The following is an 18,161-nucleotide window of genomic DNA, read 5'->3' as shown; positions in this document are numbered from 1 at the left end:
ATATAATGCCATGCCGGAAATGTATAAAACCACCTGTTGCTACTGTGGGGTGGGATGCGGGGTAATAGTTCATCAACAGCGCGACGGTAAAATTTGGGTAGAGGGTGATAAAGAGCATCCGGTAAACAAAGGCATGTTATGCAGCAAAGGCATGAACCTGCATTATACAGTAATGGATACTACCGATCGGCTGCTATACCCCGAAATAAGATATAGCAAATACGGCCCCCGGCAAAGGGCCGGCTGGGACGAGGCATTAAACAGGGTAGCCGCAGTGTTTACAGCTATCATTCAACGTTTTGGCCCCGATGCAGTAGCCTTTTACGCATCGGGGCAATGCTTAACCGAAGAATACTATGTGGTGAACAAGCTGATAAAAGGCTTTATTGGCAGTAATAATATAGACACTAATTCCAGGCTTTGTATGAGCAGTGCAGTAGCTGCTTATAAAATGTCGTTAGGGGAAGATATTGTGCCGGGTTGCTATGATGATATAGAACTGACTGATTGCATTTTTATAGCCGGCGCCAACCCTGCCTGGTGCCATCCGATATTATGGCGCAGGATAGAAGCTGCCAAAGCAGCTAACCCCAATTTGGTGATCATAGTCAGCGACCCGCGTGTTACTCAAACCTGCGCACTGGCCACACTGCACCTGCAGGTAACGCCCGGTACAGATATCGTATTGCACCATGCCATAGGCAGGTTGCTGATAGAGCAGGGCTGTATTGATCCCGTGTTTATACGTGATCATACCGAAGGCATTGAACCTTACCGGCAAGCAGTAATGCAACGCACATTGGCAGAAGCAGCCCTGATATGTGGTATAGAAGAAGCGGCTATTACACAGGCTGCCCACTACATAGGCAACACAGACAAGTTGATGACTATGTGGACGATGGGGCTTAATCAAAGCGCCATAGGTGTGCATAAAAACCTAAGTCTTATTAACCTGCACCTGATAACCGGTACCATAGGTAAACCAGGTTGCGGGCCTTTTTCGCTTACCGGTCAACCTAATGCAATGGGCGGGCGGGAGGTGGGGGGCTTATCCAACCTGTTACCTGCACACCGCGACTTGCTGAATGCACAACACCGGGAAGAAGTGCAGCAGTTTTGGGGTGGCACCACGCTTTCTGACAAACCAGGACTAACTGCTACACAAATGTTTGAAGCACTGAACAGTGGCCGGTTAAAAGCCATCTGGATTATGGGTACCAACCCGCTGGTAAGCCTTCCCGATGTACGCATGGCAGAAGCTGCCTTAAACAAAGCCACCTTTGTGGTAGTGCAGGAGGTAAGCAATAAACCGGAAACATTGGCTTACGCAGATGTGGTATTACCTGCTGCTGCCTGGACAGAGAAAGAGGGAACGATGACCAATGCAGAACGGCGCATTAGCTATCTGCCCCAATTAACACAACCACCAGGTGAAGCATTACCTGATGCAGAAATCATTTGCCGGTTTGCCCGCAAGATGGGGTATGCAGGTTTTGATTACCCCTGCATGGAAGATATTTATAAAGAACATGCCCGGTTAACGGCTGGCACACACATCAACATCAGTTCATTATCCTACGATGTTATCCGCCGGCATCGCACCATTCAATGGCCATATAACGGTGAAATGGAACAACCTGGTACCAGGCGGTTATTTGAAGATCATCGGTTTTATACTGCATCGGGCCGGGCCAGGATACATGCTTTTGGAGATGAAAACCAGTCGGAACCCGTATCGCCTGAATATCCTCTGATATTAACTACCGGGCGCATTCGTGATCACTGGCACACAATGAGCAAAACAGGGAAAGTAAACAAGCTGAAACAGCATATACCTTCCCCTTTTTTAGAGATGCACCCCGAAGATGCTGCGGAACGTGATATTGAGCAGGATGCTATAGTAGAAATTACCAACAGGCTGGGCAACGTGCGGGTGAAAGTAAAGCTTACAGAAAGTATAAAAAAGGGGCTGGTGTTTTTACCCATGCACTGGGGCAAGCTGTTTAACAACGACAGTAGCCGGGCCAACAACCTCACGCATGTGTTATTGGATCCGGTATCTAAACAGCCCGATTTTAAATTTTCGGCGGTGCAGGTAACACGCTATTATAAACCGGTACAACATATTATAGTAGTGGGTGCTGGGGCAGGGGCCCATGCATTTGCAAGAGCGCATCGCGCATGGAATAGCCGTGATGTTATTACTGTTTTTAGCAAAGAGGATCAACCTTTTTATAACAGGGTAATGTTGCCGGATTATGTAAGTGGCACCCAGCAATGGCGGCAGCTGGTAAAAATGACCGACACAGAAGAAAAGCAGCTGAATATTCAATTGCATCGAGGTGTTAGCATTGTGCATGTTGACAGGGCTGCACGTGCGGTTACTGACAGCAATGGAAAGGAACACTCCTATGATGTGCTGATACTGGCAACGGGCAGCAGTCCGGCGTTATTACGCGACACACCGGTAATGAAGGGCATATTTACTATGCGCACCCGTAACGATGCAGATGCTTTTAAAAAGTACGTGCAACCTGGTAAAGGAAAAATTGTAATTGTGGGGGGCGGCTTGCTGGGCATTGAAATGGCGGCTTCTTTAACAGAAATGGGCATGGAAGCGATATTACTGCAACGCTCTTCTAAACTGATGGACAGACAGCTGGATGTACTCGGCAGCCGCTTGCTACAGGAAGAACTGGCAGACAGGCATATTGAAGTATTGTATAATGATGAAATTGAAAGGTTTACCGGAACAACCCGATTAACAGGCATAAAGCTGAAAAGCGGGCGCAGCCTGGATAGCCAGGCGGTATTACTATCTATAGGCACAGTGCCCAATATAGAGCTGGCCAAAGCAGCCGGGTTGGTTTGCAAAAGAGGGGTAGAGGTAAATACCTACCTGCAAACAAATGACGAGCACATTTATGCCATTGGCGAAATAGCCGAATTTAAAGGCGTACTGTATGGCATTACAGCTGCGGCCGAGCAACAGGCCGCGGTGGTGGCCGCCTTTCTCAATGGTGATATCAGCCGTTATTATGAAGGCTCGTTATTTATGAACATATTAAAACTGCACGGTGCAGATATATGCTCGCTCGGAATGGTAGAGCCACCAGATGATCCGGCGTATGAGGAAGTCGTGTTTATTGATAAAGCCAGGCGATATTATAAAAAGTGCGTGGTGTATAACGACCGCCTGGTGGGGGCTATTTTAATAGGCGATCGTACCGAGTTTCTGGAGTTTAAAAATCTGATTGAACAAAAGATGGAATTATCTGAAAAGCGCTTACAGCTACTGCGTTCGGGTAAAAAAGCCGATCCTGTATTGGGCAAGCTTATATGCTCGTGTGGCAATGTGGGAGAAGGCAATCTCTGTCAGAAGATAAAGGAGGGGCACAACGATCTGAAAGCCTTATGTGAAGCAACCGGAGCCGGTATGGGTTGTGGTAGTTGCCGTAGCGAGGTGCAGGCTATTATAACACGTGAATGCGCATTGGTTACCACATGAAACGATATCAAACTATAGCAGTGAATTTTACCGGTGGTATTATATCGCCTGGCAACCTGTTGAATATACTGGAAGCTGCCACCCAATTTGCAATTACACATATAAGCTTTAGCTTACGGCAACAGTTGTTAATGGAAGTGCCTGTAACAGCGGCAAAAGGCTTTTTGCAGGCACTTACGGCATTAAAAACAGAAGCAGCCCCGTTAAAAAGTCAGCCACCGAATGTATTTAGTTCTTATGTGTGTACAGACATATTTGCCGAAAGCTCGTGGATGACGGAAGGGGCTTACAAAGATGTATTTGCCTTGTTGCAAACTTCGGTACGTAAGCTAAAAGTAAATATCTGCAGTGCCCAACAAACTTTTGTGCCTTTGTTTACCGGGCATATAAACTGGATTGCCGGTTTGCAAAAGCACTATTGGTATTTATATGTGCGGTTTCCCGGTACAAACACATTGTATTGCTGGCCCGAAATGATATACACCAACGACATTGAAACCGTTACCTCCGCCGTAGAGCAATGGATCACTACGCAGAAGAACACACCACCGGCCCGGCAGGAAGATGGGGTGGCACTATATACCGCAGTAAAAGGTATGGTTGCTTATATATCCCGCCCCATTGATCAGGACTTAACACCTCCGGTATTTCATCTGCCTTACTACGAAGGTTTTAATAAATATGGCGCCGGTTACTGGCTGGGTATTTACCGGAGGGATGAATGGTTTCCAATTCCCTTTTTGCAGAACATTGCCCGCCTGTGCCTGGAAAGCAAAATAGGCGAGCTGCATGCTACTCCCTGGAAATCTATTATTATTAAAAACATTTCGCCAACACAAAGGCGGCTGTGGGATAGCATACTTGGCCATTATCGCATTAATGTTCGGCATGCGGCCAATGAATTGAACTGGTGGGTAGAAGATGGTAACGAAGATGCCCTGGTAGTGAAGCGGCATGTGATCCGGTATTTTGACAAAGAAGATGTGCGCACTTATGGGCTTTGCTTTGGTGTGTTGTTAAAGCACACTGCTCCTTCATTTGGATCGGTGCTGATACAGCAAAAGGAGGGACAGACCCGAATAAGTTTGAAGTCACAGGTGCGATATGATATATACTACTCAGAAGACTTTAACCCCAATGCTGGCCATTATCTGCTGTATCGCGAAGGGGTAGAGAAAGATCACCTGGGGCCTTACCTGGTTTCGTTGAGTAAACTGTTTTATGAAAAAGCTGCTGTTTTACCCGAAAGGACTGCTATAGCACATTTGCAGGAAGAGCCAGCCACGCAAAGAGTGGTGTATCAATGCACAACCTGCACCACCATTTACGATCCGGAACAGGGAGATATAAGACAGGGAGTGCAGCCGGGCACTCCTTACGAGCAATTGCCCGAAGATTATACCTGTAGTGTGTGCATGGCGCCGGTGCAGGAATTATCCTCCATACATTATAAAAAGTAGTCTTTTGTACTAAGAACCCGATTAACAACCATTACTCTCTGTAAACATAAGAATATACACAAACAAGCCCCTATTTATAGCGCTGATACCCACAATGTAAAATGAACTACATTTATGGGCAAAACACAAACCCGTTTTTCATGAGTATTGTACAAAAGGCCACGTGGCGTGCGGTAATGGTGGCGCTGGCATTGATGCCCTTAATGGCCCTATCGCAAAAATCGAAGAAAAAAAGAAACAAAGAGAAGGGCTGGATTGCCGCTTCTAACAGGTATACCAGCCTGCTGCTGGATATCGATAAAAAATACTCCCCGGAGTTTGGTTCGGCCCAGGGCCTGGCCGAATACGACACACTGATATCTGTTCCTTCCCTCCTGAACGATTTAAAACAACGTAGCGAACGTTCTAAGATGATAGACTCGTTACAAAAGTTATTCCTCCAGGAACGCGATCCTATGGTAAAGCAGGATTTAGCCATATTGATCCGGCAAACAGAACTGAATATTAAATTGCTGGACTTTGATTTGAATAGAAAGGTTCCACTGTATAATCCCACAGAAGCGGTATTCGATGGCATAAAGGTATTGTTAGATGATCAAACGCCGATAGAACGTCGTGCAGCTGCAATAGTACGTTTAAAAAAATATGCCGCACAGGGCATAGTGTCACGCCCGCTTGCAAGCATTTATCAGAACCGGACAGAAATGCAGATGAAAAAGGCTGCAATGATCTATCCTGCTAAACAGGAAATTGAAATAGCGCTTTCCCGTAATCCCAGCATTATAGAAGGGATGGAAACGCTTTTCAAAAAATACAAGCTAACAGGCTGGGAAGAGAATTTTAAGATACTGAAAATACAATTACAACAATACGATGCCTTTATACGTAGCAAGGTTTTACCCAAGGCAAGAGCGGACTATAAAATGCCCGGGGAAGAATATAAAATGGCTATGGAAAGCTTTGGTGTTGACATTCCTGTTGTTGAGCTGGATAGTATGGCACATACTGCTTTTAATGATATACAAAAACAGATGCAGACTATTGCTGAACAAGTGGCTCAGAAATACCATTTACCCGGCAGTGATTACAGGGATGTGATCCGTTTCCTGAAAAAAGACCAGATCATAGGCGATTCTATTTTGCCACTATATGAGCGACGCTTAAAGGAAATAGAAGAAATTATCCGGAGAGAAAAGCTGGTAACCTTACCCGAAGGACCAGCATTTATTAAACTGGCAACAGCAGCCGAAACAGCACAAAGTCCTGCACCACATATGGTACCTCCTCCATTTTTAAATAATACGGGACAACGGGGTGTTTTTGTGTTACCATTGAATATGCCCCCGGCACCGGGAGAAAAAACTGATAAATACGATGACTTTACCTTTGATGCAGCTGCCTGGACTATTATTGCCCATGAAGCTCGCCCCGGACACGAAATGCAGTTTGATAAAATGGTAGAAGAAGGGGTGTCTCAGGCACGTTCATTATATGCCTTTAATTCCGCGAACGTGGAAGGATGGGGCTTGTATAGTGAATACATCACGTTACCCTATATGCCTATAGAAGGCCAGTTGATTTCATTGGATTACAGGTTACTACGCGCTGCACGTGCCTTTTTAGACCCGGAATTACAAAATGGCACTACCACCCCATCCCAGGCGTTAGAGTTGCTGATGAAGGAAGTGGTTCAATCTCATGCTTTTGCACAACAGGAGGTAGAACGTTATACCGTTAAAATGCCAGGGCAAGCCACCAGTTATTTCTATGGTTTTACCCAAATGCTGGCTTTACGTAAAGATGCAGAAGCAGCATTAGGCAGCAAATTTGATGCGCAACGATTTCATGATTTTGTATTATCTCAGGGCATATTACCTCCCGCTTTAATTCGGGAAGCGGTGTTCAATACTTTTATTCCTAAAGAAAAATAGCAGGGTGGAGGTTGAATAGATATTGTATTTTTATATCTATTCAACCTCTTAATTTATTTAACTTGCTTAACACATCATGCCTATATCGCATTCTGCGTTTGGCAGGCTTTCTTCTAACAGCCATTCCCCCTGTATCTGTTGCGCAAGCACAGTATTTTACTGCTTTATCGGCATTTGATTATCAGTTATCGGCAAAACAATTCCCTTTTAACAAGGTGTGTTGATAGGCTTGAGATTTATAGGCCACCAATTATTCCGGGTGCCATCACCAGCATTGAAAGAGCAAATTCTGAACAATGCGGTTACGCATAATACAGAACCGGATATATAGATGTGGAAAGTGGTGATTATTTATATGAACTAAAAAGAAACCCCATTGAATTCAAAAAACGTTAACATAACAGACAAATAAGTTGCATAAAATGTATAAATTTTTAATGGAAGTTTTTTGCAAACTTGTTTGGCTACATTTATATTCGTGACGCAAAGTCCAATCTCCTCTATTTAATTAATCCATACACTTACGTATCCTGTTTCAAGGCCAAAGCCTTAGGGCAGTGTTATGTGTAAAATATATTGATCTTTTTGGGGGCCTTTAATAACTGTTTTTTATTGTTTTTACATAGGTTTAGCGGCCGCCGTTTCTACGGGGGCCATTTTTATGTATTCATAAAAAAAGCCATCCCGGAAGGGACAGCTTTCCAAAACTAAAAATCCAATTATCCTTATATAACTATAAAAACCGACCTTAACAGGTTAAGAAATGTATTTGTGACTTTTTAACCACTGTTCTACATCTCCGGCTTTTCCGCTAGATTCACTTACCGCGATTTTTAAATTGATAACAGATACGCCAAATTTACTTGTCCAGTAGTTGAGGTCTTTGGACTGATGGATATTAATGCGTACGTCGTTTTGAGTCGTCTGGTGTTGCAGATTCTCTGGCATGGCAAATCGTTTTAAATATATTAGCAATTTAATGATATCTCCATTGATACCAAATTAAAATGTCCCCTTATAAAAGGGATTTAACGCTTTTTTTGTAACGTAATAACTGTAATCTCAGGATGAATACCCACACGGCCTGGAAACCCGAGAAATCCAAATCCACGGTTCACGTATAAGGTATGTTTATCTCTATGATAAGCGCCAGCCCATTGCTTATACATATATTTTATAGGACTCCATTTAAAACCGAACAGTTCAATGCCAAACTGCATACCATGCGTATGCCCCGAAAGGGTAAGGTTAATGAGTTTTGGATATTTCATCACTTCTATTTCCCAGTGGGAGGGATCGTGCGATAGCAGAATTGTAAAAGCATCTTCCGGCACCCCAGCCATGGCTCTTTTTAAATCGCCATGCTTGGCAAAACCACCCTTGCCCCAGTTTTCAACGCCTGCCACTGTGATCGATTGCCCGTTTTTTTGCAGTGTAATATGCTCGTTCAGCAATAGCCTGAAACCTATTTGTTCATGAATTTGTTTCAGTTGGGCCAGGTTAGCAGCTTTAGCAGCGGCATCCGGCCACTGGATATAATCGCCATAGTCGTGGTTACCCAATACCGAAAACTTGCCCATAGGTGCACTTAACCGGGAAAAAGTACTGATCCAGGGAACCATCTCGCTGGCTTTGTTATTCACAATATCCCCCGTAAACACGATGAGGTCGCTTTGTTGAGCATTCGTTAACTCAATACCTTTTAATACCTTAGCAGCGTTAATTAAACTTCCGGAATGAATATCGGAAAGATGGGTAAGCGAAAAGCCCTCAAAAGCTTCAGGAAGATTATCAAACTCCAGGATAATTTTATGCACCTGGTAGCGATACTTACCATGCCACATACCATAAATAATAGCAGTAAATGGTATTACAGCCACTATTACAGCCAGTTCGCTCACTTGTTTGTTACGTGGAATGGCAACAGGAGCATCATGTACCCAACTAATCATAATGCTTATAATGCGGGTAATGTCTTCCACTAACAATACCGGTAAAGCCAGCAGCTTAGGCACAATAGATAAAATAACCAGTCCTACCAGCCATTTTACCTTAGGTGATGCGCTAAAATCGATACGGGGAGAGAGGGCGCCATATAAAATAAGCGCCACTATGATAAAATCGGCCAGCCAGAAACCGCAAATCACACTTTCCCTGGCTGGAAGGCTCCAGTTGGCAGATATTGTGACAAGAGATTGCAGGAAATAAAAGTCAATGGCAAACCATATCACCGTTATTATCACCAGGCGATTTATCATATACGCTGCATTAAGCAGGTAATTTATTAAAAATTAGGATACAAACGCTTGATACGTTCTATCCAACCCTGTAAAGCCTCGGGAGTAATTTTAGAAGCGAAGTTGGGAAGATGAAAGCGTACAGTCATTTGCTTGGCGTTTTTAATAAAGATGAAGTTGCCGCCAATGTATACAGAATAACCCTCCATGCCCAGTGGAGTATCTACCTTATCAAACCTGCGGGTAGCTGTTATTTCTTCGAAATCAGTAATCACACATACGTTTTCCATTCCCCAAAAATAGGGATAAAATAATCAATATTATTGCATTATAGCTATGAAAAATTGTATAAAACATTACTAAATACGCTTATTCTTCCATTTTCCGCTCATCATAAACCAGAAAGAAGGGATGAAAATGACTAGCCAGTAAAGCCATTCGCTTACCCAACCCCAACGGATAGATAAGTGCATCTTTTCCAATACAATATATACGTAAATACAATAACAGATAATAGCCAGTGACTCTGAAAACAGGTTTATACGGGTGTAGCCAGTGCCCACTACTGCATTAAGCCAAACGGTAGCAATACTCTGGAGCAATAGGGCCCCCGACACAATACGCACTACTGGTATTGCCGTTTTAATAAAATCTTCACTTTGTCCATACACCTTTAATAAAGTGGTAGGGAAAATATTAAGAACAATAAAAATAATAAGCGCAAAACCCAGGCTCAGGCGGGCAATTTTCCAAACCAGTTCAATCACCCTGTTTTGCAATCCCTGCCCTATAATATTACTCACCATAGCGTTACTGGTAGCTGCCAGCGACCAGGTAACACAGCCAAAGAGCCCAAATATGTTTCGCATGGCATTGCTGATAGCCAGCTCACGCTCACCATGATGTTCAATCAGGATATAGAAAAACTCCCAGGCAACAATGCTTAACGCATATTGCAGGATAAGCGGGGCAGATTGTTGCAGGATTAGTTTATTGGTAGCGGTGGAATAGGGGATTTTCTTAAAAAGCTGCAGCTTACGAATAATACCATTATTGCGCATTACCGCAAAAATGACTACTAAACCGCCTGCTTCTGCAATAACACTGGCCACGGCCGCACCATCAAAACCCATTTTAGGAAGCCCCCAATGTCCATTAATGAGACTATAATCCAGGGTAATATTAATAATCGTTTCCGCCAGGGTGCCAATTACCAGGAAGCGGCTTTGATTAATTCCTACCAACAGGGCATTCCGCATCTGATAAATGTACAGGAAAGGCAATCCCCAGATACGGATGTACAAAAAGCGCAGAGCAATGCTTACATGTTTCTCGTTGGAAAGGCTAAATCGCAGTACAGTGGGGGCAATTAAATAGGTAATTAGTATGCCCATTAATGCCAATCCTAATGCTATACGCACTCCCTGCTGAAAAAGTCCGCCAATGGCTTCGGGACGATTTTCGCCAGCGCGACGGGCTATAAGTGATTGTAAACCATTGTTTAACCCACCGCCTATTACTGCAAAAATGAGATAGTACACGCCGGTAATGCCTGCAATAGCCAATGACTGCTCGCCCACACCCCCCAAAAAGATATTATTGGTAATAAAGTTAATTTGCGGCACCACCATAGAAGCGGCTATAGGTAGGGCAATAGTAAAAATTTGCCGGTTGTGAATACCTACCTGCAAGCCCGAAGTTGTGTTTGTGTTGCTCATACAAGAAGGCACAAAGGTAAATTAATTCGGCTACAACCACAGGTAAGGGAGTTGGCAGTCAATTGCTTTTTAGTATACTTGCAGATTATTTAAGGAAAATGGTACAGAAAACCTTTGGTATATACAACCCCGAAACCAACAGCGGAAACGAACAATTTTACCTGGAACTTGGCAATAGCCATGTGGCCATCTGGCTGAAAGACAGCCAGTCCAACGTAATTTCTTCGTTTGAGTTGTTTGAATACGATGCAGAAATGACGCCCATTCTGGCCAATGTAATTCGCGATGTAAAAACAATTTCCAAAATTGCCAAAGATTACCACCCACAGGTGCAGGTAATTTGGGAAAACAGCGAATGTTTGCTGGTGCCAACTCCTTATTATGAAGAAAAGGTTTCTCCCCACTATCTGAATATTGTGTTTGGCAATGCGTTACATGCCGAAGTTGCCGGACAAAATAATACCGCTTCCCAAACTGCCGCGGTGTTCAGGGTGCCTAAAAGCTGGAAAGAAGCCATTTTACAATATTATCCCAATGCCGGTTTTGAGCATAAATACCTGGGCTTGTTTAACAGTTTTACCACTGACAAACAGGGGTTATATGCTTTTTTCTACCGTAACCACTTCATATTGGTGGTAGTAAAAGACAGAAAGGTGCAGTTAATGCAAACTTTCAACTATCAAACACCGGAAGACGTTTTGTACTATATTTTAAACACCTGTAACCAATACGGACTGGATTATGAAAAAACGCCGGTTCGTGTAGCAGGATTAATTGATTTCAAATCTTCGTTATACGAAGAGATGGTGAAATACCTTCCGGATGTTGCTGTGGACACGTTGCCTGGCAATAAGGTAGGGAAGGCTTTCAGCGATCAGCCGGTACATTATTTTGTACCATTTTTTAAAACAACATCATGAGGATTATATCCGGAAAATGGGGGGGCAGAAGAATCAATCCTCCAGCCAACATGCCACATACCAGGCCTACTACAGATATAGCAAAGGAAGGCCTGTTTAACATATTACAACACCGTATTGATTTTGAAGGCGCCAGCACCCTGGATTTGTTTGGGGGTACTGGTAGCATTAGTTACGAACTGGGCTCACGCGGTGCCGAACACCAGATTATTGTAGAGAAGGACCCGCAGATGCATGCTTTTATTAAAAAGAATACAGAAATGCTGGGCATGACGGGATGCCAGGTAATTAAAATGGAAGTGTTCAGCTTTTTGCAAACCTGTACTGGTCAGTTCGATTTTATTTTTGCAGGTCCGCCCTACGCCCTGGGCACCATTGACGAACTCCCTAAAATAATTGTGCAGAAGAACCTGATAGCGCCTGGTGGCTTTTTTGTACTGGAACATACGCCACGTAACGCCTACGAAAAATTTGCAGGGTTTAGTTTTGTAAGAAACTATGGCACTACGCTGTTTTCATTTTTTGAACCGGTTTTACCTGCCTAAAAAAACACTATGCGCCCTATATTTATTACAGGTACAGGCACAGATGTTGGAAAAACCGTTGTTTCAGCCATTGTAACAGAAGCATTACAGGCCGATTACTGGAAGCCTATTCAATCAGGCTTTGCATCCGGAACCGATGCTTTAAGTGTGCAGCAGTTATTACCACCTTCCGACAGGATTGTACATCCTGAAACCTATAAACTCTTTTTACCGGCATCACCACACATAGCTGCCCGCCAGGATGGCGTAGCTATCAGTTTAGAGAATATAGTAACACAATATCGTTCTATTCAACAACAGCGCCCGACGGGTACACCTATTGTAATAGAAGGTGCGGGTGGCATTATGGTGCCGTTGAACGATACACAGTTTGTGGGCGATTTAATAGAACAGCTGCAAGCGCAGGTGATACTGGTGAGCCGTAATTACCTGGGCAGCATCAACCATTCGTTATTAACCGCATCTTACAGCAAACAGAAACAGCTGAATGTGATGGGGTGGGTGTTTAACGATCATTTTATGAACTACGAGCAGGAAATTGTGAACTGGACCGGCTACCCCTCGCTGGCTTCTATTCCTTATGCTACAGAAGTTACGCCGCAATTTATACAGCAACAGGCCGAAGCCATCAGGCCCGCTTTATTACAGCAGTTACAGTAAATTACGGGCGAACAACATAGGCATTCGCCTATCATTGCTTTAGGAAAAGCAGAACCATATGGGTATGACAAAAAGCGAATTACGCAAACTATACAAAGAAAGACGAACAGCCATCTCTTCACACGAAAAGCTGAAACTGGATGATCTGTTGCTTATTCAGTTTCAGCACCTGGCATTTGAAGAAGTGGACACCTTGCTTACTTACTGGCCTATGGCTAATCAGGCTGAGCCCAACACATTGCTGTTTAGCAGCTATATGCGCCATATGATTCCAGCGCTGCAGATTGCATATGCCGTATCGGATTTTACCAGTTATAGTATGGATGCTTATGCTATTAATGAAGATACTGTGTACAATACCAACACTTATGGTATTACTGAGCCAGCCAATGGAACCTTGCTGCCACCAGAAGCCATTGACCTGGTTTTTGTGCCCATGTTAATATGTGATGAAGAAGGCTATCGTGCAGGATATGGTAAAGGTTTTTACGATCGTTACCTGGCCCGTTGTCGTCCTGAGGTACTGAAAGTGGGGTTCAGCTATTTTGAGCCGGTTGAAAAAATCATTGACACTCAGGCTTTTGATGTATCTTTAGATTATTGCGTTACTCCTACGAATATTTATGAATTTTAATTCGTTTTTTTTGAAATCTTTTCGTGTTCTGTTATTGCCGTTTGCTTTGTTATACGGCCTGGCTGTTACCATCCGCAACTTTTTATACAACAAAAAATACCTGCGCTCTGCTGAATTTGGTTTACCGGTTATTTGTATAGGTAATGTGACAGTGGGTGGCACAGGAAAGTCGCCCATGGTAGAATACCTTGTGCAACTGTTACAGAGGCAGTTTAAAGTAGCTACCTTAAGCCGTGGCTATAAGCGCAAAACCAAAGGATATGCACTGGCAGGAGATAAAACTACCGCGCTGGATATAGGTGACGAACCCATGCAGTTTCACCTGAAATTTCCCGAACTAACGGTAGCAGTAGGCGAGGAGCGTATTGTGGCAATACCTCAGTTGCTGCACGACAAACCCGAAACACAGGTTATTTTGCTGGATGACGCTTTCCAGCACCGCTCAGTAAAAGCCGGGCTGAATATTTTACTGACGGATTATAACAACTTATTTACCCGTGACTGGTTTTTACCCACCGGTGACCTTCGCGACCAGCGCCTTAGCTATAAAAGAGCGCAGGTGATTATTGTAACCAAATGTCCGGCTACGCTTACAGAAGAAGAAAAGCAAAAGCTGATTAAGGAAATAAAGCCTTTACCCGAACAAACGGTGTACTTTACCACCATTGAATACGGAACCCCTTATCATATTACCAACCGCACGGCCCATTCATTGGTGCATGAAGAAGAAGTGTTGCTGGTATGCGGTATTGCTAACCCACGTCCGTTAAAACAATACCTGAACGAGCAGGTAGCCAGCTACAGCCAGCTGGACTATAGCGACCATCATATTTTTAGCATTGATGATCTGAAAGAAATCCGGAAAAAGTTTGAAATATTATCCGGATCAAAAAAATTGATACTCACCACAGAGAAAGACGCCGTTCGATTGCTTAAATTCAGGCAGGAATTGGACAGGCTTCCTTTATACGTTCTACCAGTACGGCATGGTTTTTTGTTTAATGGTGCGGAGCAGTTTAACGGGCAGATCATCCATTTTATTGAAAACTATCAATTACACACTGCATGAGCGGTAAAAAGAATAAATCGAAGAATAAGAAAAATAAATCAGCAGCTATTGAACCACATTATTCCCAGGGAACCCTGGACATTACCCGGTCGGGTATAGGTTATGTGGTTATTGCAGACGGAAGTGGCGATGTACTGGTAAGACCAGGCGACTTTAATAACGCCCTGCATGGAGATACTGTTAAAGTAAAAGTAGTTAAGGAAAACCTGAACAGCGGCCGAAAGGAAGGTCGTATTACAGAAGTATTACACCGCAAGCAACAGGAGTTTATAGGCACCTTGCAAATAGGAGCTACTTTTGCTTTTTTTGTAGCAGACAGCGAAAAGCAAATGCCCGACTTTTATGTGCCGCTGGATAAAGTGAACGGCGCTAAAGACCGTGATAAGGTGCTGGTGCGCATGATAAGATGGGAGAAGGATGATAAAAAACCAGTAGGCGCCGTCATCAGCGTGATTAACGCAGAAGATGAAAATGATATGGCGATGAAGGAGCTTCTGGCAGAAGCCGGTTTCCCTTTATCCTTCCCGGCCGATGTGCTTACCGAAACTTCCCACCTGGATGAAACCATCAGCCCGGCTGAAATAGCCAAAAGACGCGATTTTCGCGAAACACTCACCTTTACCATTGACCCTGTTGATGCCAAAGATTTTGACGATGCCATCAGCATTAAACTCCTGAAAAAGGGATTATACGAAATAGGGGTGCATATTGCTGACGTAAGCCATTTTGTAAAGCCTGGTACAGCATTAGACGATGAAGCGTATAAAAGGGCAACATCCGTATATCTGCCAGACAGGGTGAACCCGATGTTACCGGAGAAAATATCCAACGAGCTTTGTTCCTTACGTCCCAAAGAAGAGAAACTAAGTTTTGCAGCTGTGTTTGAAGTGACCGAAAAAGGGGAAGTAAAAAAACACTGGATTGGCAAAACCGTTATATACTCCGATCACCGTTTTACCTACGAAGATGTACAGGAGATGATTGAAGGTAAAGATGGTATTTACAAAGAGGAACTATTGCTGTTAAATAAGATTGCACAAAAATTTCGTAAAGAACGTTTTTCCAAAGGCGCCATCAATTTTTCATCCCAGGAAGTACGTTTTAAACTGGACGAAAAAGGTAAGCCTATTGGCATAGTAATAAAAGAAAGCAAGGAAGCCCACCAGTTGATTGAAGAGTTTATGCTGCTGGCTAACCGTACAGTGGCAGAAGCTGTATCAAAAATTAAGGTCAATAAAGAAAAACTGCCTTTCCCTTACCGTATACATGACCAGCCAGATGAACAAAAGTTAACACCTTTTATTGCCTTTGCACGCAAGTTTGGGCACAAGTTCGACATCAGCTCACCTGATAGAATTGCATCCAGTTTTAACCAGATGCTGGCCGAAGCCAAAGGCAAACCAGAGCAACATGTGCTGGAACAATTGGGTATACGTACTATGGCCAAAGCCGTTTATACCACAGATAATATAGGCCACTATGGTCTTGGTTTTGAATATTACTGTCACTTTACTTCTCCTATACGCCGTTATCCCGATGTGCTGGTGCACCGTGTGCTGGAACAGGTACTGGCCAACCATCCACAGGTGGATGCGAAAATGGAAGAGAAATGCAAACACAGCAGCGACCGGGAACGGGCAGCTATGGATTGCGAACGCGCCGGCAACAAATACAAACAGGTAGAATATATGAAAGGCTACCTGGGTGAAGAGTTTGAAGGTGTGGTAAGTGGTGTGGCCAGCTTTGGCTTTTGGGTAGAAACTGTAGCCCATAAGTGTGAAGGCCTGGTAAGCCTGGCCAGCCTGAGCGATTACGATGATTTCAGGTTAAGCGAAACCGATTATGCTTTATATGGACATAGAAGTGGCCGTAGCTTCCGTATGGGAGATAAGGTTACTATTCGTGTAATAGCCGCCAACATGGATAAACGCCAGCTGGATTACGAATGGGTAAAAGATACGGGCGCAACAGTAGATGCCACCTTTAGTGAAAGAGCGCAAAATGCACCCCGACCAGGTAAATCAAAAGATAACAAGAAGTTTAAACACAAAAATAAAGACAAAGGGAAAAAGAAAGAGTGGTTAGAAGCTGCTCCTGTAGCAGCAGTGAAGCCTGTTAGTAAGAATGAAACGGCAGCTGCTGAAACTAAAGAACCTATCCCCGCTATTAAACCTATAGTTGCTAAAGAAAAAACAACTCCCGTTACAGTAGCTAAGCCGGCCAAAGCGAAAGCGGCTGTTCCGGCAGAGACAAAGAAAAAAGAAACAAAGGACAAGGATAAAAAAGCTGTTGCTGATAAAACAGTTAAAGCTGTTGCACCAGCTTCCAGCCCAGCCAAAGAGGGTAAGAAGGCGGCAGTTCCTGCTAAAAAGAAAGCGGCCAAAAAAAGCCAGCCTAAAAACAAAAAGCAGAAACCGGGAACCCATCTTTCTGATATGGCAGATCCTACACTGGAACTTTAGTAGCGCTTTTTGTTTTTGAATTTTTACTTTTGAGTTTTGACTATAACTATTATGCATTCATTTAAAGAACTGGTGACTCAATTTACTGAAAAGTTTAAAGAGTCACATTTTCCAGCTCAGCCTGCTAACTTGTATGAACCCGGAACTTATTTTTTAGAAATAGGAGGTAAGCGTATCAGGCCGGTAATGTGCCTGATGGGTAATGAGCTGTTCGATACCATACAGCCGGATGCCTGGCATGTGGCAACCGCTATAGAACTGTTTCACAATTTCACATTGATGCACGATGATATTATGGATAAGGCCCCTTTACGCAGAGGGGTACCTACCGTGCATACAAAATATAATGAAAACACGGCGCTGTTAACCGGTGATGTAATGCTGATTGTTGCATACGATTACCTGGCTAAAATTAACCCGCAGATTCTGCCACGTATACTCACCCTGTTCAATCGCACCGGCCGGGAAGTATGTGAAGGACAGCAATGGGACATGGATTTTGAAACCTCACAAACCGTAAAGCTGGATAATTACCTGCACATGATTGAGCTGAAAACCTCTGTGTTGCTGGCTGCCAGTTTAAAAATGGGGGCAATTATAGGTGGGGCCAGTGAAGGTAATTGTCTGCACTTATATGAATTTGGCCGGAACCTCGGTATTGCCTTTCAGATACAGGACGACTACCTGGATGCTTTTGGCGACCCTGAAAAGTTTGGTAAAGAGCAAGGCGGTGATATCAGGCAAAATAAAAAAACATTTTTACTGTTGCATGCACTGGAAGTAGCAAATCCACAACAGAAAAGCAGGTTATTGCAGTTGATGGAAGAAAACCCTGCCGATAAAGTAGAACAGGTGCTGGCTATTTTCAGAGAATGTAATGTAGATACCTGGGCTCGTGAATTAAAACAGTCTTATCTTGATAAAGCTTACCAGCAACTGGAAGCAGTGGCGGTAACAGCTACCAGGAAAGCTCCTTTACTGGAATTAGCTGAATTTCTGGTTGCCCGGGAGCACTAA

Annotated in this window: 14 protein-coding genes; 10 read left to right on the top strand and 4 right to left on the bottom strand. The window is 43.7% G+C overall.

Annotated elements, in window-relative coordinates; all coding sequences use genetic code 11:
• The first annotated feature begins 10 nt into the window (after nt 1-10).
• From FLA_RS12420 to FLA_RS12410, 3 genes are all read left to right on the top strand, one after another.
• Nucleotides 11-3,508: a nitrate reductase gene (locus FLA_RS12420; RefSeq protein ID WP_076380802.1), complete on the top strand. Its 3,498-nt coding sequence runs from the start codon at nt 11-13 to the stop codon at nt 3,506-3,508.
• Nucleotides 3,505-4,968, top strand: coding sequence for a rubredoxin (locus FLA_RS31835; RefSeq protein WP_076380800.1), 1,464 nt, complete (start codon nt 3,505-3,507; stop codon nt 4,966-4,968). The genes FLA_RS12420 and FLA_RS31835 overlap by 4 nt, the downstream gene beginning before the upstream one ends.
• Nucleotides 4,969-5,108: 140 nt before the next feature.
• Nucleotides 5,109-6,899 carry a DUF885 domain-containing protein gene (locus FLA_RS12410; protein ID WP_076381032.1) on the top strand — a complete coding sequence of 597 codons (1,791 nt, stop codon included), beginning with the start codon at nt 5,109-5,111 and terminating at the stop codon, nt 6,897-6,899.
• 756 nt (nt 6,900-7,655) lie between these two features.
• Here FLA_RS12410 and FLA_RS12405 read toward each other — a convergent pair.
• The 4 genes from FLA_RS12405 to FLA_RS12390 all read right to left on the bottom strand — a co-directional run bounded on the left by FLA_RS12405 (nt 7,656) and on the right by FLA_RS12390 (nt 10,854).
• On the bottom strand, nt 7,656-7,847 hold the full coding sequence (locus tag FLA_RS12405) for a DUF3606 domain-containing protein (RefSeq protein ID WP_076380798.1): 192 nt from the start codon (nt 7,845-7,847) through the stop codon (nt 7,656-7,658).
• An 80-nt stretch (nt 7,848-7,927) separates the two neighbouring features.
• On the bottom strand, nt 7,928-9,157 hold the full coding sequence (locus FLA_RS12400) for a metallophosphoesterase (RefSeq protein WP_076380797.1): 1,230 nt from the start codon (nt 9,155-9,157) through the stop codon (nt 7,928-7,930).
• 26 nt (nt 9,158-9,183) lie between these two features.
• Nucleotides 9,184-9,426, bottom strand: coding sequence for a hypothetical protein (locus tag FLA_RS12395; RefSeq protein ID WP_076380795.1), 243 nt, complete (start codon nt 9,424-9,426; stop codon nt 9,184-9,186).
• Between the two features lie 69 nt (nt 9,427-9,495).
• Nucleotides 9,496-10,854, bottom strand: a complete 1,359-nt coding sequence (locus FLA_RS12390; RefSeq protein ID WP_076380793.1) for an MATE family efflux transporter — start codon at nt 10,852-10,854, stop codon at nt 9,496-9,498.
• A 98-nt stretch (nt 10,855-10,952) separates the two neighbouring features.
• Here FLA_RS12390 and FLA_RS12385 point away from each other — a divergent pair, with 98 nt between their 5' ends.
• The 7 genes from FLA_RS12385 to FLA_RS12355 all read left to right on the top strand — a co-directional run bounded on the left by FLA_RS12385 (nt 10,953) and on the right by FLA_RS12355 (nt 18,161).
• Complete coding sequence (locus FLA_RS12385) at nt 10,953-11,774, top strand: DUF3822 family protein (RefSeq protein ID WP_076380791.1); 822 nt, start codon at nt 10,953-10,955, stop codon at nt 11,772-11,774.
• Nucleotides 11,771-12,319 carry an RsmD family RNA methyltransferase gene (locus FLA_RS12380; protein ID WP_076380790.1) on the top strand — a complete coding sequence of 183 codons (549 nt, stop codon included), beginning with the start codon at nt 11,771-11,773 and terminating at the stop codon, nt 12,317-12,319. Before FLA_RS12385 ends, FLA_RS12380 begins: the two co-directional genes overlap by 4 nt.
• A 9-nt stretch (nt 12,320-12,328) precedes the next feature.
• Nucleotides 12,329-12,979 (top strand): dethiobiotin synthase, encoded by a 651-nt coding sequence (gene bioD, locus FLA_RS12375; protein WP_076380789.1) that lies wholly within the window; start codon nt 12,329-12,331, stop codon nt 12,977-12,979.
• A 64-nt stretch (nt 12,980-13,043) separates the two neighbouring features.
• The gene (locus FLA_RS12370; RefSeq protein WP_076381031.1) at nt 13,044-13,613 is read left to right on the top strand and encodes a 5-formyltetrahydrofolate cyclo-ligase; all 570 of its coding nucleotides are present in this window, start codon (nt 13,044-13,046) and stop codon (nt 13,611-13,613) included.
• Between the two features lie 10 nt (nt 13,614-13,623).
• On the top strand, nt 13,624-14,682 hold the full coding sequence (gene lpxK, locus FLA_RS12365) for a tetraacyldisaccharide 4'-kinase (RefSeq protein WP_231940432.1): 1,059 nt from the start codon (nt 13,624-13,626) through the stop codon (nt 14,680-14,682).
• Nucleotides 14,679-17,144 (top strand): ribonuclease R, encoded by a 2,466-nt coding sequence (rnr, locus tag FLA_RS12360; RefSeq protein ID WP_076380787.1) that lies wholly within the window; start codon nt 14,679-14,681, stop codon nt 17,142-17,144. Before lpxK ends, rnr begins: the two co-directional genes overlap by 4 nt.
• A gap of 51 nt (nt 17,145-17,195) precedes the next feature.
• Complete coding sequence (locus FLA_RS12355; protein WP_076380786.1) at nt 17,196-18,161, top strand: polyprenyl synthetase family protein; 966 nt, start codon at nt 17,196-17,198, stop codon at nt 18,159-18,161.

It is taken from the genome of Filimonas lacunae, from assembly GCF_002355595.1.
GTDB lineage: Bacteria > Bacteroidota > Bacteroidia > Chitinophagales > Chitinophagaceae > Filimonas > Filimonas lacunae.
Note: the sequence above shows the minus strand (reverse complement) of the source record. Positions and strands in the feature narration are given on the sequence as shown.

Coding starts and splice junctions, on each gene's coding strand:
- FLA_RS12420 (WP_076380802.1), top strand. CDS start 11: ATGCCGGAAATGTATAAAACCACCTGTTGCTACTGTGGGGTGGGATGC.
- FLA_RS31835 (WP_076380800.1), top strand. CDS start 3,505: ATGAAACGATATCAAACTATAGCAGTGAATTTTACCGGTGGTATTATA.
- FLA_RS12410 (WP_076381032.1), top strand. CDS start 5,109: ATGAGTATTGTACAAAAGGCCACGTGGCGTGCGGTAATGGTGGCGCTG.
- FLA_RS12405 (WP_076380798.1), bottom strand. CDS start 7,847: ATGCCAGAGAATCTGCAACACCAGACGACTCAAAACGACGTACGCATT.
- FLA_RS12400 (WP_076380797.1), bottom strand. CDS start 9,157: ATGATAAATCGCCTGGTGATAATAACGGTGATATGGTTTGCCATTGAC.
- FLA_RS12395 (WP_076380795.1), bottom strand. CDS start 9,426: ATGGAAAACGTATGTGTGATTACTGATTTCGAAGAAATAACAGCTACC.
- FLA_RS12390 (WP_076380793.1), bottom strand. CDS start 10,854: ATGAGCAACACAAACACAACTTCGGGCTTGCAGGTAGGTATTCACAAC.
- FLA_RS12385 (WP_076380791.1), top strand. CDS start 10,953: ATGGTACAGAAAACCTTTGGTATATACAACCCCGAAACCAACAGCGGA.
- FLA_RS12380 (WP_076380790.1), top strand. CDS start 11,771: ATGAGGATTATATCCGGAAAATGGGGGGGCAGAAGAATCAATCCTCCA.
- bioD (WP_076380789.1), top strand. CDS start 12,329: ATGCGCCCTATATTTATTACAGGTACAGGCACAGATGTTGGAAAAACC.
- FLA_RS12370 (WP_076381031.1), top strand. CDS start 13,044: ATGACAAAAAGCGAATTACGCAAACTATACAAAGAAAGACGAACAGCC.
- rnr (WP_076380787.1), top strand. CDS start 14,679: ATGAGCGGTAAAAAGAATAAATCGAAGAATAAGAAAAATAAATCAGCA.
- FLA_RS12355 (WP_076380786.1), top strand. CDS start 17,196: ATGCATTCATTTAAAGAACTGGTGACTCAATTTACTGAAAAGTTTAAA.